This is a genomic window from Streptomyces sp. 7N604 (assembly GCF_052245475.1).
GTDB lineage: Bacteria > Actinomycetota > Actinomycetes > Streptomycetales > Streptomycetaceae > Streptomyces.
This window is the reverse complement of record NZ_JBQQBX010000001.1, coordinates 281,504-305,392: the sequence shown is the minus strand read 5'-3', so window position 1 is coordinate 305,392 and position 23,889 is coordinate 281,504. Positions and strand designations below refer to the sequence as shown.

General features: G+C 71.3%; 22 protein-coding genes. 11 read left to right on the top strand and 11 right to left on the bottom strand.

The features are described 5' to 3' along the window. Window positions 1-601 precede the first annotated feature (601 nt). The 7 genes from ACTWP8_RS01390 (at window position 602) to ACTWP8_RS01360 (ending at window position 7,162) form a co-directional block, all read left to right on the top strand. On the top strand, window positions 602-2,128 hold the full coding sequence (locus ACTWP8_RS01390; RefSeq protein ID WP_443320282.1) for an SDR family oxidoreductase: 1,527 nt from the start codon (window positions 602-604) through the stop codon (window positions 2,126-2,128). A gap of 102 nt (window positions 2,129-2,230) precedes the next feature. Next, the gene (locus tag ACTWP8_RS01385) at window positions 2,231-2,611 is read left to right on the top strand and encodes a deoxyribodipyrimidine photo-lyase (protein ID WP_443320281.1); all 381 of its coding nucleotides are present in this window, start codon (window positions 2,231-2,233) and stop codon (window positions 2,609-2,611) included. 928 nt (window positions 2,612-3,539) lie between these two features. Then, the gene (locus tag ACTWP8_RS01380; protein ID WP_443320445.1) at window positions 3,540-4,280 is read left to right on the top strand and encodes an amino acid ABC transporter ATP-binding protein; all 741 of its coding nucleotides are present in this window, start codon (window positions 3,540-3,542) and stop codon (window positions 4,278-4,280) included. A gap of 70 nt (window positions 4,281-4,350) precedes the next feature. Further along, window positions 4,351-5,184, top strand: a complete 834-nt coding sequence (locus ACTWP8_RS01375) for a glutamate ABC transporter substrate-binding protein (protein ID WP_443320280.1) — start codon at window positions 4,351-4,353, stop codon at window positions 5,182-5,184. Between the two features lie 91 nt (window positions 5,185-5,275). Continuing rightward, window positions 5,276-5,941, top strand: coding sequence for an amino acid ABC transporter permease (locus tag ACTWP8_RS01370; protein WP_443320444.1), 666 nt, complete (start codon window positions 5,276-5,278; stop codon window positions 5,939-5,941). Next, window positions 5,938-6,843 carry an amino acid ABC transporter permease gene (locus ACTWP8_RS01365; protein ID WP_443320279.1) on the top strand — a complete coding sequence of 302 codons (906 nt, stop codon included), beginning with the start codon at window positions 5,938-5,940 and terminating at the stop codon, window positions 6,841-6,843. Before ACTWP8_RS01370 ends, ACTWP8_RS01365 begins: the two co-directional genes overlap by 4 nt. 91 nt (window positions 6,844-6,934) lie before the next feature. Next, a complete protein-coding gene (locus ACTWP8_RS01360) occupies window positions 6,935-7,162 on the top strand; it encodes a hypothetical protein (protein ID WP_443317188.1) in 228 nt (75 codons plus the stop codon). Window positions 7,163-7,170: 8 nt separating this feature from the next. On the opposite strand, the gene ACTWP8_RS01355 is transcribed toward ACTWP8_RS01360, so the two are convergent. The 5 genes from ACTWP8_RS01355 to ligD form a co-directional block, all read right to left on the bottom strand. Then, window positions 7,171-8,079, bottom strand: coding sequence for an MASE1 domain-containing protein (locus tag ACTWP8_RS01355; RefSeq protein WP_443320443.1), 909 nt, complete (start codon window positions 8,077-8,079; stop codon window positions 7,171-7,173). 154 nt (window positions 8,080-8,233) lie between these two features. Further along, window positions 8,234-10,078 (bottom strand): glycoside hydrolase family 15 protein, encoded by a 1,845-nt coding sequence (locus ACTWP8_RS01350; RefSeq protein ID WP_443320278.1) that lies wholly within the window; start codon window positions 10,076-10,078, stop codon window positions 8,234-8,236. A gap of 55 nt (window positions 10,079-10,133) precedes the next feature. After that, window positions 10,134-10,874 carry a L,D-transpeptidase family protein gene (locus ACTWP8_RS01345; RefSeq protein ID WP_443320277.1) on the bottom strand — a complete coding sequence of 247 codons (741 nt, stop codon included), beginning with the start codon at window positions 10,872-10,874 and terminating at the stop codon, window positions 10,134-10,136. 165 nt (window positions 10,875-11,039) lie between these two features. After that, window positions 11,040-11,918 carry an ATP-dependent DNA ligase gene (locus tag ACTWP8_RS01340; RefSeq protein WP_443320276.1) on the bottom strand — a complete coding sequence of 293 codons (879 nt, stop codon included), beginning with the start codon at window positions 11,916-11,918 and terminating at the stop codon, window positions 11,040-11,042. Beyond that, complete coding sequence (gene ligD / locus ACTWP8_RS01335) at window positions 11,915-12,811, bottom strand: non-homologous end-joining DNA ligase (protein ID WP_443320275.1); 897 nt, start codon at window positions 12,809-12,811, stop codon at window positions 11,915-11,917. Before ligD ends, ACTWP8_RS01340 begins: the two co-directional genes overlap by 4 nt. A 30-nt stretch (window positions 12,812-12,841) precedes the next feature. Between ligD and ku the strand changes: the two genes are divergently transcribed. Together ku and ACTWP8_RS01325 are read left to right on the top strand one after the other, a co-directional pair. After that, window positions 12,842-13,828 carry a non-homologous end joining protein Ku gene (gene ku, locus ACTWP8_RS01330; RefSeq protein WP_443320274.1) on the top strand — a complete coding sequence of 329 codons (987 nt, stop codon included), beginning with the start codon at window positions 12,842-12,844 and terminating at the stop codon, window positions 13,826-13,828. Between the two features lie 37 nt (window positions 13,829-13,865). After that, window positions 13,866-14,111, top strand: a complete 246-nt coding sequence (locus ACTWP8_RS01325; protein WP_443320273.1) for a hypothetical protein — start codon at window positions 13,866-13,868, stop codon at window positions 14,109-14,111. Between the two features lie 37 nt (window positions 14,112-14,148). Here the strand turns inward: ACTWP8_RS01325 and ACTWP8_RS01320 are convergent, their stop codons facing one another. From ACTWP8_RS01320 to ACTWP8_RS01305, 4 genes are all read right to left on the bottom strand, one after another. Next, entirely contained in the window at window positions 14,149-14,805 is a 657-nt protein-coding gene (locus ACTWP8_RS01320; RefSeq protein WP_443320272.1) for a DedA family protein, read from the bottom strand. Window positions 14,806-15,039: 234 nt separating this feature from the next. Beyond that, window positions 15,040-17,019, bottom strand: a complete 1,980-nt coding sequence (locus ACTWP8_RS01315; RefSeq protein ID WP_443320271.1) for an FAD/NAD(P)-binding protein — start codon at window positions 17,017-17,019, stop codon at window positions 15,040-15,042. Between the two features lie 149 nt (window positions 17,020-17,168). Further along, window positions 17,169-18,869 carry an alkaline phosphatase D family protein gene (locus ACTWP8_RS01310; RefSeq protein ID WP_443320270.1) on the bottom strand — a complete coding sequence of 567 codons (1,701 nt, stop codon included), beginning with the start codon at window positions 18,867-18,869 and terminating at the stop codon, window positions 17,169-17,171. A gap of 102 nt (window positions 18,870-18,971) precedes the next feature. Then, window positions 18,972-19,613, bottom strand: coding sequence for an HNH endonuclease family protein (locus ACTWP8_RS01305; RefSeq protein WP_443320269.1), 642 nt, complete (start codon window positions 19,611-19,613; stop codon window positions 18,972-18,974). 259 nt (window positions 19,614-19,872) lie between these two features. On the opposite strand from ACTWP8_RS01305, the gene ACTWP8_RS01300 reads away from it, so the two are divergent. After that, window positions 19,873-20,667 (top strand): ABC transporter permease, encoded by a 795-nt coding sequence (locus ACTWP8_RS01300; RefSeq protein WP_443320442.1) that lies wholly within the window; start codon window positions 19,873-19,875, stop codon window positions 20,665-20,667. A 273-nt stretch (window positions 20,668-20,940) separates the two neighbouring features. Then, a complete protein-coding gene (locus ACTWP8_RS01295) occupies window positions 20,941-21,522 on the top strand; it encodes a TMEM165/GDT1 family protein (protein WP_443320268.1) in 582 nt (193 codons plus the stop codon). A gap of 551 nt (window positions 21,523-22,073) precedes the next feature. Here ACTWP8_RS01295 and ACTWP8_RS01290 read toward each other — a convergent pair. Then, a complete protein-coding gene (locus ACTWP8_RS01290) occupies window positions 22,074-22,742 on the bottom strand; it encodes an HAD-IA family hydrolase (RefSeq protein WP_443320267.1) in 669 nt (222 codons plus the stop codon). 201 nt (window positions 22,743-22,943) lie between these two features. Next, window positions 22,944-23,861: a peptidoglycan-binding domain-containing protein gene (locus ACTWP8_RS01285; protein WP_443320266.1), complete on the bottom strand. Its 918-nt coding sequence runs from the start codon at window positions 23,859-23,861 to the stop codon at window positions 22,944-22,946. Window positions 23,862-23,889: the final 28 nt, after the last annotated feature.

Below are 23,889 nucleotides of genomic sequence, written 5' to 3'. Positions count from 1 at the left end.
TGTCACCGATGCGGGTGAGCTGCTGGCCCCAGTCAGGTGCTACCAGCACGCTTTCCAAGTCTGTTGGTGCCGCGGCGACTTGTGTTCGGGGCCGTTCGCTTGGGAAGCGACGGCGCTTGCGCAGGCCCTTTGGCTCTGACCTGAACAGATCCGTTCTCCCAGGAGTGCGGCGAGACCGACTCAGGATCCGGAACGGCCGCTGATCACGTTGCCACGGACGCGTCTGGCCTCCGTGGCGTGATGTCGTGGCTCATGGTTCCGCCACGGTGATGTTGTGGGTGAACCCGTCCCCTGTGCGATCCATGTCATAGAAGGTGTCGGTCGAACTGGCGACGATCGCCGAGCAGTGCCTGCCCGTCGTAGCCGTGGAAGGCGTACTGGTGCTCTTGGCGGTCGGCACCAAGCCCGTGCGCCGACCCCCGCTGTCGCCCTCCGTCCGGGATCGGCGAGGTTGCGGTGCTCGTCCTCGGCCCCAAGCATGGGCTCAGGGGAACAGTGACAGAGCCCCTCGGAGGGGCACGTCCCGGGAAGACATGAGAGGCATGACGTTTCTTGCGGCCCGGCCCGCCGGGCGTCGCCGGACACGGCGCACTCGACCGGCATGAGTGCGATCGGCATGACCGACGACGACCGGCCGCTGCGCTGTCTGGTCACCGGCGCCACCGGTTACCTGGGCGGCAGGCTGGTGCCGGAGTTGCTGGCCGCCGGGTACTCGGTGCGCTGCCTGGCCCGCTCGCCCGGCAAGCTGTGGGATCATCCGTGGGCCGGGCGGGCGGAGGCCGTGCGCGGGGACGTGACGGACGAGGAGTCCGTGCGCGCGGCCATGGAGGGAATGGACGTCGCGTACTACCTGGTGCACGCGCTGGGCACCGGGCGGGGTTTCGAGGAGACCGACCGGCGCGCGGCCAGGATCTTCGGTGAGCAGGCGCGTGCCGCCGGAATCCGGCGGATCGTCTACCTCGGCGGGCTGAGCCCTTCCGGAGTACCCGAGCACGCACTGTCACCCCATCTGCGATCCCGCGCCGAAGTGGGCCGCATCCTCCTGGCGTCGGGCGTGCCGACCGCCGTACTGCGGGCAGCCGTGATCATCGGGTCGGGTTCGGTCTCGTTCGAGATGCTGCGCTATCTGACCGAGCGGCTCCCCGTGATGGTGACCCCGAGCTGGGTGCGCACCCGCATCCAGCCGATCGCCGTCCGCGACGTGCTCCGCCTCCTCGTGGGGTGCGCGCGGCTGCCGTACGACGTGAACCGAGCCTTCGACATCGGCGGGCCAGACGTCGTCACGTACCAGGAGATGATGCGGCGGTACGCCGCCATCGCGGAGCTGCCGAAGCGGGTCATCCTTCCCGTTCCGCTGCTCACCCCCCGGTTGTCCAGCCTCTGGGTCGGTCTGGTCACCCCGGTGCCGGGCGCTCTCGCGCGTCCGCTGGTCGAGTCACTGAAGCACGAGGTGGTCTGCGCCGAGCGGGACATCGTCCGTTACGTGCCGGACCCGCCGGAGGGACCGGTCACCCTCGACCGGGCGATCCGGCTGGCTCTGAGGCGCGTGCAGGACGCGGACGTGGCCACCAGGTGGTCCTCGGCCTCGACTCCCCGCGCCCCCAGCGACCCGCTGCCGACCGACCCCGACTGGGCGGGCGGGAGCCTCTACACGGATCACCGCGAGCGCACGGTCGCGGCGTCGCCGCAGGCGCTGTGGCGGGTGGTGGAGGCGATCGGCGGCGAGAACGGCTGGTACTCCTCGCCGCTGGCCTGGTCCCTGCGGGGCTGGCTGGACACCCTGGTGGGCGGTGTCGGCCTGCGCCGGGGCCGCCGGGACGCGACCCGGCTGCGGGTCGGCGACAGCCTGGACTTCTGGCGAGTGGAGGAGATCGAGCCGGGCCGGCTGCTCCGGCTGCGCGCGGAGATGCGGCTGCCGGGCCTGGCCTGGCTGGAGATGGCCGTCGACCGGGATCCACAGGGGCGCACGGTGTACCGGCAGCGGGCCCTGTTCCATCCGCACGGCCTGGCCGGGCACGCCTACTGGTGGGGCGTGGCCCCCTTCCACGCCGCAGTCTTCGGCGGCATGGCCCGCAACATCGCCACCGCGGCAGAATCGGCCGCCCCTGAACCGGCCCGTACCCCCTGAGGGGGCTCAAGGAACCGTGCGCGTCTCCGTCGCCCTGTTCACCGCGGACCTGCGGGTGCACGACAACCCGGTCCTGAAGGCTGCTCTGAGGGACCGGAACGCGTGGTCCCGCTCTTCGTCGTCGACACCGGCATCCGCCGCACCGGCTTCGCCGTACCCAACCGCGCGGCGTTCCTCGCCGACAGCCTGGCCGACCTCGACGCGGCCCTGCGGGCTCGGGGCGGCCGACTGGTGGTGCGCGTCGGCGACGTGGTCCGGAGCGGAACGGGCTCTCGCCGAGCTGGAGGTAGGGCTGGGGCCTGCGGTGTAGGTGGTGCGTACCGAGGTCGAAGGCCAATACACGTCGGAGCGTTGAGGGCAGGAGGGATGGCGCGACGGCGCCGGCGACGCCCGGACATCACTGCAGATGCTCACAGCCTGAGCCGGCCTTCAGGCCGTACCGCGCCCAGAAGGACTCCGCGGTGTCGTACTGCCCTGAAGTGACCCACGCATAGCCGGGGCCGTACCCGCGTCGCAGACGGCGGATGGCAGTTCCGCCAAGACCAAGTTCCTGTACTTCTCCGTCGATTGACAGCTTGGCGATCTGCCGCTTCGGTACTGCTCACATATCTGATATCTCAGCTCACCGACTGTCTCCTCGCCGAGATGGATGCGAATTTCCAACCAGTCGCCCAGGTAGGTGCCGGTTTCGCATTGCGCGAGACGGTGCCCGCAAGCGTCGTGCCCACCACGCTCGCGCGCCGCCTCAGCGCATGCAGGGTCTCGAGGAAGCGCCGACGTGAATCGTCGTCGACGACCTCGGCCTCACTGAGCATGGCTGCAGCCGCGTCGACGATCTCCAGAGCAAGATCCCACCCGCGGGTTTCAGCGTCTTCTCCGGCCGCGCGATCCTCGTCTCGGGCGACCGAGCAGGCAGTCCGTGCTGCGTGCAGGCGCTGAAGGTCAGCCTCCCAATCATCGAGGAGTCCCTGCGCGTACGACGAAAGTCGCGCTTCTCGTAGTCGAGCGCGGTGGCAGTCGCCGTGCCGTCTTCAGGATCGAGGAGACCGAGATTGATGCCATGTGACTGAGGGCGACGACGTCCGTACGGACCGGGCTCCACGATGTGCCGCAGTCCTCGCCCGCGCATGGGCGGCGCTCCCGGACCAGCTCATTTTCAGCGTGGCGGGCTCACATACCACCCCGTATGGGCCAAAATGTTGACATAGCGCTGCATTATTCCGGATCGAGTGGGCGCTCCATCCCATGGGAGGTCCAGGACGCCTCGGTCAGTCCTCGTTCCCTGACCGTGGCTTCCCCGCTGCTGCACCCGCTTCGTGCTTGGTCGTCAGTGTGCCGACCGACTCGAGGAGGACGGAGTAAGGAGCCGATGAGCGGAGTATCAGTGACCAAGGAAGATGCCGTGCCGGGCATGGAGAGTGCCCTGGTCGTGATGAACAAGGTCAACAAGCACTTCGGTGCGCTGCATGTGCTCCAGGACATCGACCTGACCATCGCCCGTGGCGAGGTTGTCGTCGTCATCGGGCCCTCCGGGGGTGGAAAGTCCACGCTGTGCCGTGTCATCAACCGCTTGGAGACCATCGACTCGGGCGGGATCGCCATCGACGGCAGGCCGCTGCCCGCGGAGGGCCGTGAGCTGGCCAGTCTGCGGGCCGATGTGGGCATGGTCTTCCAGTCCTTCAACCTCTTCGCGCACAAGACCGTGCTGGAGAACGTGATGCTGGGCCAGGTCAAGGTTCGCAAGAAGGACAAGAAGGCGGCCGTGGGGCGGGCGCGCTCGCTCCTCGACCGGGTGGGTGTCGCTGATCAGGCGGACAAGTACCCCGCGCAGCTCTCCGGTGGCCAGCAGCAGCGCGTGGCGATCGCCAGAGCTCTGGCCATGGACCCGAAGATCATGCTCTTCGACGAGCCGACCTCGGCGCTCGACCCCGAGATGATCAATGAGGTGCTGGAGGTGATGCAGCAGCTCGCCCGTGACGGAATGACCATGGTCGTCGTCACACACGAGATGGGATTCGCCCGCTCGGCTGCGAACCGTGTCGTGTTCATGGCGGACGGACGGATCGTGGAGGAGACGACGCCCGACCAGTTCTTCAGCAACCCGAACAGCGACCGTGCCAAGGACTTCCTGTCGAAGATCCTTCACCACTGAGCCCGACGCCGTGAACCCGTCCCGCTCGGCAGATCAATCTCCACACGTCAATCCCTGGGGAAGTTCAACCATGAAACTTCATAAGGTCTCCCTTGCGGCCGCCGCTGCGGTCGCGCTGTCCCTGACCGCGTCAGCCTGCGGCGATAACGGAGGCGACGGCGGTGCCGGCGACGGCAAGAAGATCACGGTCGGTATCAAGTTCGACCAGCCGGGCATCGGCTTGCAGACTCCGGACGGCAAGTACACCGGCTTCGACGTCGACGTCGCCACGTACGTCGCCAAGGAGCTCGGCTACGAGCCCGGCGACATCGAGTGGAAGGAAGCCAAGAGTGCCGACCGCGAGACGCTGCTCCAGCGTGGCGACGTCGACTTCATCGCGGCCTCCTACTCGATCACCCCGGAGCGTCAGCAGAAAGTCGACTTCGCCGGCCCCTACCTCCTGGCACACCAGGACATCCTGGTCCGGGCGGACGACGACTCCATCGCCCAGCCCGCAGACCTGAACGACAAGAAGCTCTGCTCGGTCACCGGGTCGACCTCCGCGCAGAACGTCAAGACGGAGCTTGCGCCGCAGGCCCAGTTGCAGGAGTACGGCGGCTACTCGGAGTGCCTGACCGGTCTGGAGAACCAGGTCATCGACGCCGTGACCACTGACGACTCGATCCTCGCCGGTTACGCCGCGCAGGCGGAGTTCAAGGGCAAGTTCAAGCTGGGCGGCTTCAAGCTGAGCAACGAGAACTACGGCATCGGCGTCGAGAAGGGCAGCGAACTCAAGAACGAGATCAACACGGCCCTGGAGAAGATGGTGGCGGACGGCGCGTGGGACAAGGCCGTGAAGGACAACTTCGGCCCGGCCAACTACAAGAACGAGCCCGCCCCGAAGATCGGCAATATCGTCAGCTGAAGCACCGTCGGCTGAAACAGAGCACTACAGGCGCGCCGCCCACAAAAGGCGGCGCGCCACGCCCTCCACACACGCGGAAGTGCGGGAGATCGTGTTCGACTTTCTTGAGGGTTACGACCTGCTGGGGGCCTTCTGGGTGACGGTACAGCTCACCGTCTACTCCGCCATCGGCTCCCTGATCTGGGGAACGCTCCTGGCTGCCATGAGGGTCAGCCCGGTGCCACTGATGCGCGCCTTCGGCACCGGTTATGTCAACATCGTGAGGAACATTCCGCTGACGGTGATCATCGTCTTCACCTCGCTCGGCCTCTTCCAGACGCTCAGCGTCAGCCTCGGCGCCGACGACTTCGAGACCATCAACTTCAGGCTCGCCGTGCTCGGCCTGACCGTCTACACCTCCGCCTTCGTCTGCGAGGCAGTGAGGTCCGGCATCAACACGGTCCCCGTCGGTCAGACGGAGGCGGCGCGCGCCATCGGCCTGAACTTCACCCAGGTGCTGTGGCTGATCATCCTTCCGCAGGCCTTCCGGTCGGTGGTGGGTCCGCTGGCGAGTGTGCTGATCGCGCTGACCAAGAACACCACGGTGGCGGCGGCAATCGGTGTCGCCGAGGCCGCGTTGCTGATGCGGACAATGATCGAGAACGAGGCTCAGCTCTTTCTCATCTCCGCCCTCTTCGCGTTCGGCTTCATCTGCCTGACCCTCCCGACCGGTCTGATCCTCGGCTGGGTGAGCAAGAAGGTGGCGGTGAAGCGATGACCTCCGTCCTGTACGACGCCCCGGGCCCGCGCGCCAAGCGGCGAAACGTCGTGTACACGGTGGTGTTCCTCGTCGCCCTCGCGGCGCTCATCTGGTGGGTGCTCCAGAGTCTCGCCGACAAGAACCAGCTCGAATGGGTCAAGTGGAAGCCGTTCTTCACCGACTCCCGCGCCTGGTCGACATACCTCTGGCCAGGGCTCGAGAACACCCTGAAGAGCGCCTCCCTCGCCATGGTCATCGCGCTGCCTCTCGGAGCGCTCTTCGGTATCGCCCGGCTCTCCGACCACTGGTGGGCGCGCGGCGTGGCCGGCGGCGTCGTGGAGTTCTTCCGCGCCATCCCCGTGCTCATCCTGATGTTCTTCGCCAACGCGGCGTACGCCCGGTACACCGACATCAGCCCTGACACCCGGCCGCTGTACGCCGTGGTCACCGGTCTCGTCCTCTACAACGCTTCGGTGCTCGCCGAGGTGGTGCGGGCCGGCATCCTCTCCCTGCCCACAGGTCAGACCGACGCGGCCAAGGCGATCGGCATGCGCAAGGGGCAGACCATGCGGTACGTACTGCTGCCGCAGTCGGTAACCGCGATGCTGCCGGCGATCGTCAGCCAGATGGTGGTCATCGTGAAGGACACCGCCCTCGGTGGCGCGCTGCTCGGCTTCTCCGAACTGCTCGCATCGGTCCGCCCGATGAGCGCGAACTACGGTGCGAACACCATCGCCAGCTTCACCGTCGTCGCCGTCATGTTCGTCCTGCTGAACTTCGCGCTCACCACCTTCGCGACCTGGCTGGAGGGCAGGCTGCGTCGCGGCAGGAAGTCCACTGGTGCGGTGGTCACCGCAGGGGCGGTCGAGGAACTCGCGACGCCGGGCGAGCACATCGGCCCGGCCGACGAGACGAAGTGACGTGACAACGAGGCGAACGGGGTCGTGGGGCATCGCAGGCGGCAGCGCATCGGCGTAACACTGGACTCGTAGTCCGAAGAAGATGATCCGGATGGACGCCACGACGTACGACCAGCTCGCCGCTGCGACAGCGCTCACGCGGGCTCTGCTCGCGGATGACGACGACGGGGCCAGGGCGATCCTGGAGACGAGTTCCGACGACGACCTGGTCGCCGGGCTCGGTCTGCTCGCTCAGATCCTGGCGCATGCCGCCTTCGGGCCGGAGGCGGACGCGGCGCTGGGCCGCTGCCTGGATGCGATACAGCAGCGCATCGACTAGCGGGGGCCTCAGGTCCGCTTGTCCTCGCCCGGCGAGAGGCGGACCACCACCTCGGCGAGCTGAACGCAGACCGCCTCGATCCTCTCGCGGGTCCGGTCCCGCTCGGTGACGATGGCGGCGAGCAGGAGGGCGGTCAGCGCCGCCGAGCCGTTGAGCGCCTGCAACGTCACCATCTGGGAGAGGAGATCGTGCCCGGAGAACGGGCCCGAGCTGTTCCCCGCCGCGACGATCGCGAGCAGGGAGACGATCAGGACACACGGCGCGGCCCCAGGGAGCTGGAGCCGGAGGGCGGCCCAGATCAGGAACGGAAAGACGAGGAAGAGCACGTCGAGCGTGCCGGTCAGCGCCACGAGCTCCACCGCCGCCGCACCCGCGAGCAGCACCGCCGCCTCCGCCCACCGCCAGGCGGGGACGCGCCCCGGCCGCGCCGTGCGCAGGACGAACAGCAGTGGGGCCACGACCAGCACACCCATCGCGTCACCCGTCCACCACACCGACCACGCGGGCCAGAACTCGTCCGCCGGCAGCGCCCCGGAGATCACCAGCACGCTGCTGCCGAGGGTCGAGCTGACCAGCATGCCGAGCAGGGCGCCGAGGAACACCAGCGCCAGCGCGTCCCGCAGCCGGTCCAGCTCGATGCGGAAACCGGCGCGGCGGAGCAGTGCGTACGAGGCGAGGGGCGCGAGCGTGTTGCCCGCGGCGATCGCGAACACCCATCCCGCCGGGCCGAGCGGCACATTGACCAGGAGGGCGCCGATCACGATCCCCGGCCAGCAGCGCAGACCGAAGATCAGCAGGCAGGCGAGGGCGATGCCGGTCGGTGGCCAGAGGGGAGTGACCTGCCCGCGGACGAGCTCCTGCAGCAGCCCGACCTTGGCGGACCCGTAGTACACGCCCGCGACGGCGAGGATCAGCAGGCCGTCGCGCGCGCACCGCGGGAGCCCCTGATCCCCCGCCTCAGATGTTCCAGCTGTCCCAGGGATCCCAGCTGTCGCGGGCTTCTCAGGCTGTGCCACGGAGACATCAGACCCCGCCGCCGCGCCGTACGCGGGCAGGACACACGGAGGGTGCTCAGCCCAGCGCCCGGTCCAGGTTGAAGGCCGCGCTGATCAGTGCCAGGTGGGTGAAGGCCTGCGGGAAGTTGCCGTGTTGCTCGCCGGTGCGGCCGATCTCCTCCGCGTAGAGGCCGAGGTGGTTGGCGTACGTGAGCATCTTCTCGAAGGCGAGCCGCGCCTCGTCCCGGCGGCCGGCCCGGGCCAGGGCCTCGACGTACCAGAAGGAGCAGATCGAGAACGTGCCCTCCTCGCCGCGCAGCCCGTCCGGACTGGCCTGCGGGTCGTAGCGGTAGACCAGGGAGTCGGAGACCAGCACCTCGCCGAGCGTGTCCAGCGTGGACAGCCACTTCGGGTCGGTGGGCGAGATGAACTTCGCCAGCGGCATCATCAGCACGGACGCGTCGAGCACGTCGTCGTCCTCGTGCTGGACGAACGCATTCCGCTCCACCGACCAGCCCTTGCTCATGATCTGCCGGTAGATCATGTCGCGGTTCCGGGGCCAGCGCTGCATGTCGGCGGGCAGGCCCCGGCGGTTGGCCATCCGGATGGCCCGCTCGATCGCCACCCAGCACATCAGCCGCGAGTAGAGGAAGTTCTTCCGCCCGCCGCGGGTCTCCCAGATGCCCTCGTCCGGCTGGTCCCAGTGGTCGCAGACCCAGTCGACCAGCTCGCAGACGGTGTCCCAGAGGTCGCTGGAGATCGGCTGGCCCCACTTGTCGTAGAGGTAGAGCGAGTCGACGAGGGCGCCGTAGATGTCCAGCTGGAGCTGGTTGACGGCGTCGTTGCCCACCCGTACGGGGGCCGAGCCCAGGTAGCCCTCGAGGTGGCTCAGCTCGCGCTCGGGCAGCTCGCTCCTCCCGTCGATGCCGTACATGATCTGCAGCGGACCGCCCGCCGGGCAGGGGCGCAGGCCCACCCGGTCGGACAGGAAGTGCGTGAAGGCCTCGGCCTCGTCGGTGAAACCGAGCCTGAGCAGCGCGTACACGCAGAAGGCGGCGTCCCGGACCCAGACGTACCGGTAGTCCCAGTTGCGTTCGCCGCCGATCTGCTCGGGCAGGCTGGTGGTCGGGGCCGCGACGATCGCGCCGGTCGGCGCGTAGGTGAGCAGCTTCAGGGTGAGGGCGGACCGGTGCACCATCTCGCGCCAGCGCCCGCGGTACTTCGACGCCGACAGCCAGCTCCGCCAGTACCGCACCGTGGCCTCGAACAGCTCCTCCGCCTCGCGTTTCGGGCACGAGCGGATCGTGACGTCCCCGCCCACCCGGTCGAGGGCGAACACCGCCTGCTCGCCCTCGTGCAGCTTGAACAGCGCCCACGCATCCGGGCCTTGAGTCTCGAGCGGCACGCTGGACGTCAGGGCGAGCGAGAGGGAGCGGGACTCGAAGACGGCCTGGCCCTGCTCCGTGACGCGTACGGTGTGCTGCTGCTCCCCGTAGTCGAAGCGGGGTGCCACCCGCGCCCGGAACGGCAGGGAGCCGCGGACGCACACCACGCGCCGGATCAGGCGGTGCCGGTCGGTCTCGCGCGAGTCGACGGCGTCGGCGATCGGCATGAAGTCCTGGATCTCGCCCACCCCGTCCTCGGCGAAGAAGCGGGTGATCAGGACGTTGGTGTCGGGGAAGTAGAACTGCTTCGTACGGGCCGGCACATCCGCGGCCAGCTCGAAGGAGCCGCCGCGCTCGGTGTCCAGGATCGAGGCGAAGACGCTGGGCGCGTCGAAGCGGGGGCAGCAGTACCAGTCGATGGTGCCGTTCGTACCGACCAGCGCGGCGGTGCGCAGGTCGCCGATCAGTCCGTGCTCGGCGATGGGGAGGTAACGGGGACTGCCCGTTCTGTAGACCTCACTGGCCACAGGAGTCACATCGGCCTCCCTCCCGCCGGAGTACAGCCCACCTGCTCAGCTTATGCCGGTTCTGTCAGTACCGACTGATCGCCGTGGGTCCCGACCGGGTGCCCATCGCGATGTGCGGCCGGGCCGCCGGATCGGCCCAGGCCAGGATCGCGTCCATCGCCGGGCGGGGCACCGACACGCATCCGGCCGTCGCGCCCCGCCCGTTCACATGCAGGAAGATCCCCGCGCCGCGCCCCCTGACCGGCCGCGTGTAGTTGAAGCCGATCACCAGCGCCCGGGCGTACTGGGTGGGGTACGAGGCCAGGCGCTCGGCGTCCTTCGCGGCGCAGTCGCGCGGCAGTGGCTCGACCCACCGGTTGTACGAGGCCGAGCCGGCGTCCTGGCACCACCAGGACCGTCCGGTGACCCTCCGGTACGGGACGGAGGTCCCGCCCGGGGCCGCCTCCGTGCCGAAGGCGAAGGGCAGGTCGTACAGCCCGGTGGGCGTGGTCGAGGTGCCCTGCTTCCTGCTCCCGCCCTCGACCAGGCCGCCCGCGCCGAACCGCGCGGCGGACGACCCGGCCTTCCGCCATCTGCCGTCCCGCTTCTGCCACCAGGTCACCGTGCCGGTCGTGGAGGCAGGGCCGGGGGCCTCGGCGGTGATCAGCTGGGTGCCGCCCCCGGTGTCGGCCATCCGCTCCGGCAGCGGCACGCCGGGCCGGGCGCCGGGCGGGGCGCCCGCGGCGCGGGTCCCGCCGAGCAGAAAAGCCGCGGCGAGTGCGCAGGCGAGTGCGATACGGGCTGTACGGGTGGGTGTCCCCGCCATGTCGGCCTCCCGGGAGACGGAGATGAACAGACCTCGTGTCCGGGCCTCCTATGTCTCCTCCCGATATATCGCCCGGTGCACCCGGGCCACGGGCGACGACCCCGCGATTCGTCCGTGCGGGGCGGGAGTTCCACCCCGGTGGCCCGGCCCGCACCACGAACGCCGCTACTCCGGACCGCGCAGCCGGACCACCGTCGTGACGGGCGTGTGGGTGGCCGTCTGGGACACCTCTACCGTCAGGTCCGGGGAGACCGGGGTGTAGATCGTGCCGTCGGGCGTGGTCTCCGTACCGCCGTCCCCGCCCAGCAACTCCGCGAGCCTGGCCTGAAGCCAGGGCGGCAGGCGGCCGGAGACGGCGGGGGTGTCGTCGCCTGGCAGCACCAGGACGAGGTTCCTGGGGCGGGCGCGGGGACCGGTGTAGCCGACGACCACGGCGTCGCGCGTCTCGGAGTGCCGCAGCTTCTGCCAGTCGCGGCGGCCGCCGCGGTAGGGGTGGTCGAGCCGCTTCATCACGAGCCCCTCGACGCCGGCCGCGCGCAGCGACTCGTACCAGGTGGCCGCCGTCTCCGGGTCCGTGGTCATCGGCACGGCCTGCAGCGGCGGCCCCAGCGGTGCGAGCAGCTCGACCAGGGCGGCGCGCCGCCGCTCGTACGGCAGCCGCCGCAGATCCGAGGAGCCGGTGCCGAGCAGGTCGAAGGCCGCGTAGGAGGCGGGGAGTTCACGGGCGAGGGCGGCGGCGCGGGTGCGGCCCGCCAGCGCGCGCTTCTGGACGGCGGCGAAGTCGATCCGCCCGCCCGTCCAGACGACCACCTCGCCGTCGAGGACCGTACCGGCCGGGAGCGCCTCCGCCGCCCGCGCGAGGTCGGGGAAGGAGTCGGTGACCACCCGCCCGGAGCGGGCCTGGAGCTGTACGCCCTGCTCGGTGCGGAAGACGACGAGCCGGTGGCCGTCGAACTTCGGCTCGTACGCGTACTTCCCGCGCGGCAGCGCGTTCACCGAGCGGGCCAGAGCGACCCGTACGGGCGGCCGGAGCTGAGGGCTCACCCGAGCGCTTCCGGCAGCGGGCGGGCGTGTGCGGGATCGACGAGCGGGGCGAGCAGGTCGCCGTACTCCTCGAGGCGCGGCAGGATGTCACCGGCCACGAAGACCAGTTCACCGGCGTCCGCGCAGGCCTCGACCTCGTCCCAGGTCACGGGCGCGGACACGGTCGGTTCCGGGCGGGCCCGCAGCGTGTAGGGGGCGGCCGTGGTCTTGGCGGCCGTGTTCTGGCTCCAGTCGACGAAGACCTTCCCGGGGCGCAGATTTCGGGCCATGCGGTGGATGGCCAGGCCCCGCAGCTCGCGCTCCGCCTCGACCGCGAGCGCCTTCGCGTACGCCGTGACCCGCTCGGACGGTACGGGTTCCAGCGCGGCCAGGATGTGCAGGCCCTTGGCTCCGCTGGACTTCGCGAAGACCTCGAGGCCGTCGGCCGCGAGCCGGTCGCCCAGCCACCGGGCCACCGCGCAGCACTCGACGATCGTCGCGGGCGCCCCCGGGTCGAGGTCGAAGACGAGCCGGTCCGCCATCCCGGGCGCCTGCGCCTTCCACTGCGGGGTGTGGAACTCGGTGACCAGGTTGGCCGCCCACATCAGCGTCGGCAGGTCCTGGACCAGGACGTGCCGGCCGGTCTCGCCCGCGCCCGAGCGCGGCACGACGGCGGTCTTCACCCAGTCGGGCGTGCCGAGCGGCAGGTTTTTCGCGAAGAAGTGCTCGCCCTCCGCGCCGTCCGGATAGCGGAGGAAGGACAGCGGGCGGTCGCGGAGGTGGGGGAGGAGGGCGTCGGCGGTAGTGGCGTAGTAGTGCAGGACTTCGGCTTTGGTGAAGCCGGTCGGATAGAGCACCTTGTCCAGGTTGCTCAGGGACAGCCGCCGTCCCTCCACCTCCGTCATCTGCGACATACCATGAGAATCCCATGAAAGGGATGAATCATGCGATCTATATGGAAAGGTTCCATATCCTTCGGCCTGGTCAACATCCCCATCAAGGTGTTCGGGGCCACGGAGAGCCACTCCGTCTCCTTCCGCCAGGTGCACGCCTCCGACGGCGGGCGGATCCGCTATCGCAAGATCTGCGAGCTCGAGGAGACGGAGGTGCCGAACGAGGAGATCACCAAGGCTTTCGAGGCTCCGGACGGCACCACCGTGCCGCTCTCCGACGAAGAACTCGAGTCACTGCCGCTGCCCACCGCCAAGACCGTCGACATCCTGGCCTTCGTCCCGGGCGACACCATCGACCCGCTCCAGCTCGATCGCTCGTACTACCTCGCCGCCGACGGCGCGGGGGCGGCCAAGCCGTACGTGCTGCTGCGCGAGGCCCTCAACCGCAGCCAGAAGGTGGCCATCGCCAAGCTCGCGCTGCGGGGGCGCGAGACGCTCGGCATGATCCGGGTGATCGAGGACGCGCTCGTGCTGCACACCATGCTGTGGCCGGACGAGATCCGGCAGCCGACCGGCATAGCCCCCGATGCGAAGGTGAAGGTCAGGGACGCGGAGCTGGACCTCGCCGACACTCTCATGGCCACCCTGGGCGAGCTGGAGATCGAGGAGCTGCACGACGAGTACCGGGAGGCCGTCGAGGCGCTGGTCACGGCGAAGCTGGAGGGGATCGAGCCGGAGCCGGTCGGCGCGCCGGCCGAGGGCAGGGGCAAGGTGATCGACCTGATGGCCGCTCTGGAGAAGAGCGTCAAGGCGGTTCAGGAGGGGCGGGGCGAGGGGGAGGAGGCGGCGGCGAAGAAGGCGCCCGCCAAGAAGACGGCGAAGACGGCCCGGACGGCGAAGAAGACGACGGCGAAGACGACGACGGCGAAGACGACCGCGGAGAAGAAGCCGGCCGGTACGAAGTCGACCGCGAAGAAGACCGCCGCGAAGAAGGCCCCCGCCAAGAAGACCGCGGCGAAGAAGCGCGCCTCGGCGTAATTCCGTGTAAGGCAGGTACGAAGAGAAGGGTGGGTGGATGGCTGTGGCCGCTGTGCATGCCTCGCACGAACTGCGGGCGGAGTACGGGGCGCGCGGCTCCGGCGAGTCGTCAGGCCTCGGCCCCGTGAAGGTCTGGCACATGGTCCGCGGCACCGGTACGACGGCCATGTGCGGGCGTGAGCTCGACCCGCGGGCCGCGACCCGCCCGGAGGACGACTGGGGCAGAACCCGCGAGATCTGCTGCCACACCTGCGGTGCGCTCTACCTGCGCGAAGTGCCGTGACGGAAGCGCGATCCGTGGTTGGCCGCCCGCTCCGGAATTACGCGCTGCGCTGCTGCGCGGCCGCCGGGCGGCGCAGCGCGTACGCCGCGGCCGCGCCCGCCGCGAAGAGAGCGAAAAGCGACACCGCCGTAGCGAGCCAGGTGGCGCCGAGCCACTGCCCGCCGAAGTAGCCGAGGCTGACGCTGTATCCGGCCCAGGCGAGACCGGCGAGCGCCGACCAGGGCAGGAATTCGACCGCCCTGCGGTGCATGGCCCCGGCCCCGAGGCTGACCACCGAGCGGCCGGCCGGGGCGAAGCGGGCGATGAGGACGAGCATGCCGCCGCCGCGCATCAGAGCCGTACTGAGCCGGTCCTGAGCGCGGGTCAGCCGGCGGGAGCGCGCGATGGCCCGGTCGAGCCGGTCGCCGCCGCGCCAGGCCAGCCGGTACGCGACCAGGTCGCCGAGGCAGGAGGCCGTAGCGGCGCACAGCATCAGGGCCATGATGTCCGGGACTTCGGCTTTGGCGCCGTTCGTCGCGCCGACGGCGTCCGCTGCGGTCTGCGTCCCGGCGGCGGCCGTTGCCGCGGCGATCACGAGCACACCGCTGGGCAGCACGGGGAGAAAGACGTCCAGCAGGACGGAGGTCCCGACGATGACATAGATCCACGGGGCGGCCAAAGCGCCCAGGCTCTCGAACTCCAGACTCTCCAGCAACGTTTCTCCCTGTCCGTCCGGTCCCCCGCCGCGACGTCGCAGGGAAGCGGCAGGGGCGGCACTTGACAGCCATACAGCGTACGCCTGGGGGGACCGGGGGGTTCTGCCGGGGTGCGTGATGTTGTTCGAATCACTCTCACGCTGCAGATTCCCAACCCGCCCCGCCCACAAGGCGGGTCAGGGGGGGGCGTCCGGCGCCACGAGCTCGGGTCAGGCCGACGACCGCCCGGGCGGTCAGGCCGGCGCCACCGCCCGGCGCAGCGTCGTATGCAGGCCCCCCTGTCGCACCGCCGCTCTCAGCGCGGCCCGCGCCACCGCGTCGGCGTCCGCCAGCGTCACCGAGTTGACCCCCGGCCGGGCCCCCGCCGCCGTCACCCAGTGCACGCCCTCGGTGGGCACCCCGACCGCGAACCGCCGTGGATGGGCCCGCCCTTGCGCGTTGATCAGCCGGTACGGGCTGCGGGTCACGTCCAGCCCGCCCGTCTCGTAGCCGTCGGCCACATGGGGCCGGCAGGCCCCGGTCCTGAGCAGCCCCGCCAGCAGTGGGTCGCTGGTCCTGCGCACGTCGGGCTCGGGCAGCCGGGCCTCGATCAGCGTCGTCACCGTGACCGCGGAACCCGGGACGTCGGGGGAGTACGCGGTGAAGCCGCGGCCGCCGCCGGGTGCGGCGAGGCGCACCTGGAGCCGGGGCCCGAGCACGTCCAGGACGCCCGCCTCGATCAGCGCGGCCAGCTCCTCGATCCGGTGGCGCGGCGGGCCGATCGAGAGAAAGGCGTTGAGCGGCGTGTACCAGCGGTCGAGGTGATCGCGGCGCGACGGGCCGGAGAGACCGGCGTGGTCCACGATCTGGCGCAGCTCGTTGCGCAGATCGCGCAGCACGTCCAGGGCCGCCTTGACAGGTCCTGCGACGTTCCCGAGCCGGGCGTGCTCCGCGTCCCGCCGCAGATGCCCCACCAGCCAGCGACGGAAGTCCGCGGCCCCGCCGAAGTCCCGGTCGCCGTACGGCCACGCGGTCTCCTCCCACGACCACCGCTCGTCCGGCGCGATCCCGAACTCGTCCAGCACGGCGGCCTCTTCGGCGCTCCGGCGCGGGGCGGCGAGGAACCTCTCGCGGAACCGTGCCGGGCCGCGCCCGGCCAACACCGCCTCGCCGCGCCCGGTCAACAGCGCCTCGTAGTAGACCGTCTCTACCTCCTTCGCGACCAGCGGCCACACCTCGGCCAGGAAATCGGGGAAGTCCCCCGCCTCCGCGCGGGTGCGGAAACCCGCGATCACCGCGGGGGTCAGCAGCAGCGGCTCGTGCCGGCCGCGCGCGCCCTTCTCGTTGTCACCGCGCGCGTGGTACGGAACGCCGCGCCGCGAACCCGCGTACAGCCGGGGCTCCCGTCCCGACGGGCGGTAGCGCAGCGAGCCGCCGGGCCCGGTGGTGAACAGGCCGCCGCGGCCCGTCGTCAGCAGGGCGAGATGGTCGAAGAAGTTGAGGCCGAGGCCGCGCAGCAGCACCGGCTCGCCCGGAGCGATCCGGGTCAGGTCGACGTCCGCCGGATTCGCGGGCGCGTAGTAGCGCAGCCCGTGTGCCGCCGCGTACGAGGAGAGGCGCTCCTCCTCCTCGCCCGGCATCACCGGGAGGTGCCCCTGCGCGAGCACGACCGCGGTGAGGCCCGCCAGTTCACCGCCGTCCTCCAGGACCAGCAGCTGCTCGCCCCCGGCCCGCTCCTCCAGCCGTACGGCACGCGCCGCGTGCACCTCAACCGCCACCCGCTCCGGCGCGCCGCCCACCACCCGCCGGAACACCCACTCCAGATAGCGGCCGTAGAAGGCGCGGGTCGGATAGTCGTCGGGGCCGAGGCCGTCCGCGGTGCCCAGCGCCGTCGCCCACTCGTACAGGCTGGGCCCGGGACGTATCGGGCCCTCGCACTCCACGCTGTCGTCGGTGAACAGGGTCACCTGCGAGGCCACCGTGTTCATCAGCAGCTCGCGCGGCTGAGCGGTGCGCCACACCCGGCCCGCGCCAGGCGGTGCCGGGTCCACCATGTGCACGGTCAGCCGGGCACCTTCGGGCAGGAGCTCGGGGGCCGAGGCACAGATCCGCTCCAGCACGCTCGTGCCGCGGGGACCCGCGCCGACCACGGCTATCGCTGCGTCCTCTCCCGCCGAGGCTGTCGTTCCCGGGGCGGCCGCACAGGCCGCTATGGCGGGGTGCTCTCCGGCCAAGTCTGTTTCTCCCGGGGCAGGTGGGGCACGTGCGACGCCTCATCATGCCGTCCGCCGGGCCGGAGTCGAACCCCGGGATCGGAATGATCCGCTCCGGTGTGGCATGGATCACGAAGAGCCGGCCACGGTGGCGCGGCTTCAGCGCCCGGTCACGGCCCCGCGGGCGTGCCGACCTCGGTGTTGATCTCCGTGTCGAGCGCGGGCTCCAGCCGTGGCTCGCCGTCCGCGCCCCGCCGCGCCTGGTCCAGCCGTACGCTCGCCCCGCGCCCGCGCAGCGTCAGCGTCATCAGCTGGTTGCCGAACCACGGCCCGCCCGTCTTCCGCCAGTCGATCGACGCGGGCTCGATCCGCCCCTGCCGTCCTACGCGCGCGTGCCGCGCGAACCAGCGCCCCACCCTGCGCCCGGCCCCGCTCCAGCCGAAGCGGAAGCCGAGCTTGATCGACGCGGGGACGCTGTTGTGCACCGGCGAGCAGGTCAGCTGGAGCACGCGCGCGTCCGGCTGCTGCCCGCCCTCCGGCCACAGCGGCTCCGCGACGTACGCATGGTGCACATCGCCCGACAGCACGCACACCGTCGCCGGCGCGTCAGGACCGGCACCCGCCTCCGCGACCAGCTCCGTCAGCGCCTGGAAGGACCGCGGGAAGGCCGACCAGTGCTCCAGGTCCCCGCGCTGCCGCAGCTTCTCGGCGATCCGCGCCCAGCGCGGCCCGCGCTCCCCGGCGCACAGCGCCGCGTTCCAGCGCTCCACGTCGTCGATGGCGTGCGGCAGCAGCCACGGCAGGGAGGCGCCGATCAGCAGGTGGTCGTACCCGCCGGGGCCGTCCTGCGCCTGCTTGCGCAGCCAGGCCCACTCGCGCTCGTCGAGCATCGCCCGCCGGTCCTCCGGCAGCACCCGGGAGGCCCGTGTGTCGACCATCAGCAGCCGCACCCGGCCGAGGTCGCGGCGGTAGCTCCAGCGCGTGAACGCGGGGTCGGCGTCGGCCTGCGCCACGAACTCCCGGAGCAGCGCGGTCCCGTCGCCCGCCTTCCGCACCTGCGCGAAGAGCGGGTCGGCCATCAGCTCGGCGGGGGAGAGGTTCCCCAGGTGCTGGTACACCCAGTACGACATCAGCCCGGCGAGCACCCGCTCCTCCCACCACGGCGTGGCCCGCATCCTCTCCTGCCACGCCTCGCTGGTGTTCCAGTCGTCGATCACATCGTGGTCGTCGAAGATCATGCAGCTGGGGACGTTGGAGAGCAGCCAGCGGACGTCGGGGTCGAGCCAGGACTCGTAGTACAGCCGGGTGTACTCCTCGAAGTCCGCGACCTGGCCGCCGGGTGGCTGGCGCAGGTCCCTGCGGGCGGCCAGCCACCGGCGGATCGCCTCCGAGGTGTGGTCGGCGTACACCTGGTCGCCCAGCAGCAGGAGGACGTCGGGGCGCTCCCCGCCCGGGTCGGCGGCGATGCGGGTGGCGAGCGTGTCGAGCGCGTCGGGGCCCACGGGGTCGTGCGAAGCGTCGGACGGCGGGGCCGCCCAGCGGCAGGAGCCGAAGGCGACCTGCAGCGGGGCGTCGTCCCCCGGGGCCGGGAGGGTGCGGATCGAGCTGGGCGGGTAGCGGTCGTCGGGCGACGGCCAGACCTGATGGCCGTCGAGCAGCACGCGGTACGGGATGGTGGTGCCGGGGCGCAGTCCGACGAGGGTGACCAGCGCGTAGTGGTGCCCGGCGATCTGCCAGGTGTGCGCCGTGCCGCGGCCCGCGCCGCCCTCGCAGACGACCTCGACCACGCAGGGCCGTCCCGTCTCGACCCATACGGTCGCGCTGTCCTCGTCCACGTACCGCACGAGCGGTCCCAGGAGCAGTCCGGCCATCGGCCACCGCCCTCCCTCCGTCGCCCCGTACGGTACGGAACGACGGAGGGTTACGGCGAGTTTCCAGCCGTTGGTTCGGCTGGGCTTTGCCCAGCCGTTCGCTCAGCAGCCGTTCAGGATGCCACTCAATGCGGACTTCTCGGCCGAGTCGACCGTCAGGCCGTAGTAGTGCTTCACCTGCACCCACATGCGCGCGTACATGCAGTGGTAGCCGCTCACCGGCGGCAGCCACTCCGACGGGTCCTGGTCGCCCTTGGACTGGTTGACGTTGTCGGTGACGGCGATCAGCTGGGCCCGGGCCAGGTCGTTGGCGAGGGCCTGGCGCTTGGAGGTCGTCCAGTTGTCGGCACCGGAGCGCCACGCCTCGGCGAGCGGGACGACGTGATCGATGTCGACGTCGGCGGCGGCCTGCCAGGTCGCGTTGTCGTAGGGGGAGAACCAGGAGCCGCTGACGGCGGCACAGCTGGAGTCCTGGACGACGTTCGTGCCGTCGCGCTTGAGCACGACCTCGCGGGTGTTGCAGGTGCCGCTCTGGGTGATCCAGTGCGGGAACTTGTCGCGGCTGTAGCCGGTCAGCGAGCCCTCCGCGCTGACGGTCAGCTCGCTCAGGTAGGTCCGGGCGGTGGCGGCGCTCGGAGGGGTGGGCGGGGCAGCCTGGGCGGCCGGGCCGCTCAGAAATGCGGTGCCGGCCAGGGCGGTCAGCCCGGCGAGCAGGCCTATTCGACGCGCGTAGACACGGAACATGTGAACTCCCTCTGGGTGAAGGGGTGCTGGCCGCTGGAGCCCGGCCATCGTCGCGGCGCCAGGTTTCGGTGGGGTGGGCGCCAGGTAACAGCGTGACGACATGCCCACGTCAGATTCAAGGGGGCGGCGGGCGGGCTTCCCGACCTGACGGAGCGCCAACCGGCCCCGCCGTGCGCCGTATCGTGACCGCGTGCCCGCCGCCGCTGTCACCGCCGCTGTTACCGTCGCCGTCGCCGTCCCGCAGACTGCCGCTGACACGTTGCTGCGGGTCAACGCCACGCTCGGGGTTGTGCTCGCCGCGCTCCTCGTCGCCGCGGCCGGCATTGCCGCACTCGCGCGGCTCGCCCACGGCGACGGCCGTGGCTATCCCCGCGCCATCGTCGTCGCCGGACTCCGCGCCACCGTCCAGCTCGCCGCGGTTTCGTATCTGATCGGCTGGGTGATGCGCGCCGTCCCCCTCCTGCTGTCCTTCATCGCGCTGATGTTCGCCGTGGCCGTACGCACCGCGGGCCGCCGCATCACCGCCAACCGCAGCTGGTGGTGGGCCGCGGTGCCCATCGGGGCCGGGGCGCTGCCGGTGGTGGCAGCGCTGCTGCTGACCGGGCTCGTACCGCTCAAGGGCATCGCGCTCATCCCGGTCACCGGCATCCTCATCGGCGGCGCCCTCACCGCCACCGTGCTGGCGGGACGCCGCTCGCTGGACGAGCTGCGCACGCGCCACGGCGAGGTCGAGGCGGCCCTCGCGCTCGGGATGCCCGACCGCGAGGCCCGCCTGGAGATCGCGCGCCCCGCCGCCTCCGACGCCCTGATCCCGGGCCTCGACCAGACCAGGACGGTGGGTCTTGTCACGCTGCCGGGGGCGTTCGTGGGGATGCTGCTGGGCGGGGCGTCGCCGGTGCTGGCGGGGGCGGTGCAGCTGTTCGTGCTGGTCGCGCTGATGGCGGTGCAGGCGGTGGCGACCGCGCTGGTCCTGGAGCTGGTGGCCCGCGGGCGGCTGCACCGGGACGGTACGGGTGCGAGTACGGGCGCCGGCAGGGGCGCCGGCACGGGCTGACCGTCACGTACGCCTGTACGGGCGCCGGTGCGGGCTGCCCGTCACGTACGCTGGGCGGAGCAGAAGGGGAGTAGCTCTTCGCCGGACCGTCGACATACTGCTCGGCCCCATGGGCCGGGCCGGCGCCCGGAGGCGGACCAGCAGGCCCGTCAGCGAGACCTTCGGCCGCAGTGTCCATGACGCTGCCGTGCCGAAGCGACCCCGGAATCGCTGCTCGAAGATCTCGAAGGTCTCTCGGTACGGCCGGCCCCTACCGATAGAGGAACACCCGGCGTGATCAGCCTCAGCATCGTCGCACTCGTCTTCGGCGTCGTCTTCCTCGCCGAGCTTCCCGACAAGACCGCCCTCGCCGGCCTGATGCTCGGCACCCGCTACCGCGCCTCGTACGTCTTCGCGGGCGTCGCGGCCGCCTTCGCCGTGCATGTCACGCTCGCCGTCGCGGCGGGCAGTGTGCTCACGCTGCTGCCGCACCGGCTGGTCCAGGCGGTGGTCGGCGTGCTCTTCCTCGCGGGCGCGGCGATGCTCCTGTTCAGGAGGGACGAGGCCGAGGAGACCATCCGCAAGCCCGCCGACCAGGGCTTCTGGAAGGTCTCCGGCGCCGGGTTCATGCTGATCCTGGTCGCGGAGTTCGGCGACCTGACCCAGATCATGACCGCCAACCTCGCCGCTCGCTACGACGACCCGCTGTCGGTCGCGCTGGGCGCGGTGCCGGCGCTGTGGGCGGTGGCAGGCCTCGGCATCCTGGGCGGCCGCACCCTCATGAAGCACGTGCCGCTGCGGCTGATCACCCGGGTCGCGGCGGTGACGATGCTGGCGCTGGCAGGGTTCAGCTTGTACGAGGCGGTCTCCGCGTAGTCGCCTGGCGGCTTGCGGGTGGTTTTCCCCCCGGCTGCGGCCGACCCGGCACCGCCGGCACCCCCGGCGGTTGCTCGCCTCCGCGCCGGGAATCCTTTGCTGCCGCGGCGGCGGCCTGCCTGGCGGCTCGCGCTGCCCGGTGCGCGGCGACGCTGCCGCCATGGCGGCCTGCGCCCGCAGCTCGGCGTCTTGCGTCGGCACGGCCGCTCAGTTCGCACACAGCGGCGCGGAGTCCGGCGACGACATGGCGCGGGGATAACCGCGGTCGTCGCCGTCGGCGAGCCGTGCGAGTACGCGTGCTGGCGGAGGTCGCAGTTCGTCTGTGCCGGCGGTCTTCGCCGCTGGTCGCGGGGATGTTTTCTTGCCGCTGGGGCGCGCGGGTCCGCCGTCGCGGCGGCCGCTGCCATGGTGGCGGTCTGCCGGTCGGCGTGGCGTGGCCGTTCGGCGCGCGGCGATGACGTGCAGGCGTAGGCCGCCGTTCGTCGGGGCCGGCGGTCTCCGCTGCGGTGGTTGCTTGCCGTCGCGACGGCTCGCGCACGCCGCCCGGTCGCTCAGCGCGCGGCGTCCACGTGCAGGCGCAGGGTGCCGTTCGCGAGGGCTTCGAGCCGTAGGGGCTCCAGGGTCGGTACGTGGACGGTCGGGTTGTGGGCGGCCGCGCGGGGGCCGACGCCTACTACTCGCATTCCCGCCGACCGTGCCGCCGCGATGCCGACTTCGGAGTCCTCGAAGGCCAGGCATTCCTGGGGTTCGAAGCCCAGCTCGGCGGCGCCCTTGAGGAAGCCCTCGGGGTCCGGCTTGCTGGCCCCCACCCGTTCCGCCGTGACCCGGACCTCCGGCACCGGTAGTCGCGCGGCGCCCATACGAGCCTGGGCGAGGGCCTCGTCGGCCGAGGTGACCAAGGCGTGCGGCAGACCGGCGAGCGCTGCCATGAGCGCCGACGCGCCCGGAACCGGCACGACGCCCTCGGTGTCCGCGGTCTCCTGCGCGAGCATCCGCCGGTTGTCGGCGAGGTTCAGCTCGGCCGGGCGGTCGGGCAGGAGCACCGCCATGGTGGCGTGCCCCTGCCGCCCGTGGACGTTGCCGAGTACGTACTCCGGGTCGAGCCCCTGCTCCTCGGCCCAGCGCCGCCAGCAGCGCTCCACGACGGCGTCCGAGTTGACGAGGGTGCCGTCCATGTCGAGCAGTACGGCGTGAGCTGTGAGCGTGGTGGTGGCCGTCATCGGCTGGCTCCTGGGCTCGGGAACGCGGACGGTGCGCAGGACGCGTAGAGAGCAAGCGGCCCCGCCCGCAGGTCAGGGAGTACGGGCGGAACCACTTTGTTTCTCAACGATACAAAGCCCGGCGGCCCAGGGCCAGCCCGCTCGGGTAACGGCTTCGGAAACGCCCGCCTCCGTACTCCCCACATGCCCTTCACGGCACGGTCACGGCTCGGCCGTCCGCGACTCCAGCACACGCCGGGTGTTCGGGCCGTACGTGCCCACCGGGTCCCCCGGCACGTCGTGGTTGCGCTGGTAGCGCGCCACCGCGCTCTGCACGTCCGAGTCGTACACGCCGTCCGCCTTCGGGGCGTACGCGTGCTCCTGCTTGAGCCGCAGCTGCAGCTCGAGGACTTCGGGGCCGCTCTCGCCGAGGCCGATCACTGCCACGGAGGCCGCGATCACGGGGCCGGACGACTCGCCCGCATTCCCATCCCGGGCGGCCGTGACCGTCGGCCGGGAGGTGGCCGGCCTGGAAGCGGAGGCCGACCGCCTGGGGTCCGCCGTGCCCGGTGAGCCGGTGGGCTTACCGGGCTGGGACGGGGGAGGGCCCGTGGGAAGGTCACCGTCCCCCGTAGGCAGGACCGCAGTCGGTCTTACGCGTTCGTCCGGCGCTGCGCGGTCGTCGTCCCCGCCGGAATCGCCGCCCGACAGGAGCTGCATGCCGAGCAGCACGGCGCCGACCGACGCCACCACGGCGGCGGCCGCCGCGGTCGGGCCCCCCGCGATCCGGCTCCGCTCCCGCCGCCGGTGTCCGCTCCGCCCGTTCCGTCCGTCGTCCCTGTCCCCGCCATCCCCGCCGTCCGGGTCCTGCGTCCACCGTGGTGGCGGTGCGTACGCGAACAGGCCCAGGTCCTCGGGCAGTGGGCTGGTCGTCGGCGGATCCATCGGCCGGGGCAGCTGCGTCGCGTTGTTCCGGCGCCGCTGGCGCGGCAGCGGCGCAGTCTCGTCCACCGGCTGGGACAGCGGCCTCACATCCGTCGGTCGCAGCAGCGCCGTCACATCGACCGTGTGCAGCAGCGGAGTTATGTCCTCGGGACGCGGCAGTGGCCCCCCGCACGCGCAGCCGGGTCTGCCGTCCACCCCCACATCACTCCCGCACCGCGGGCAT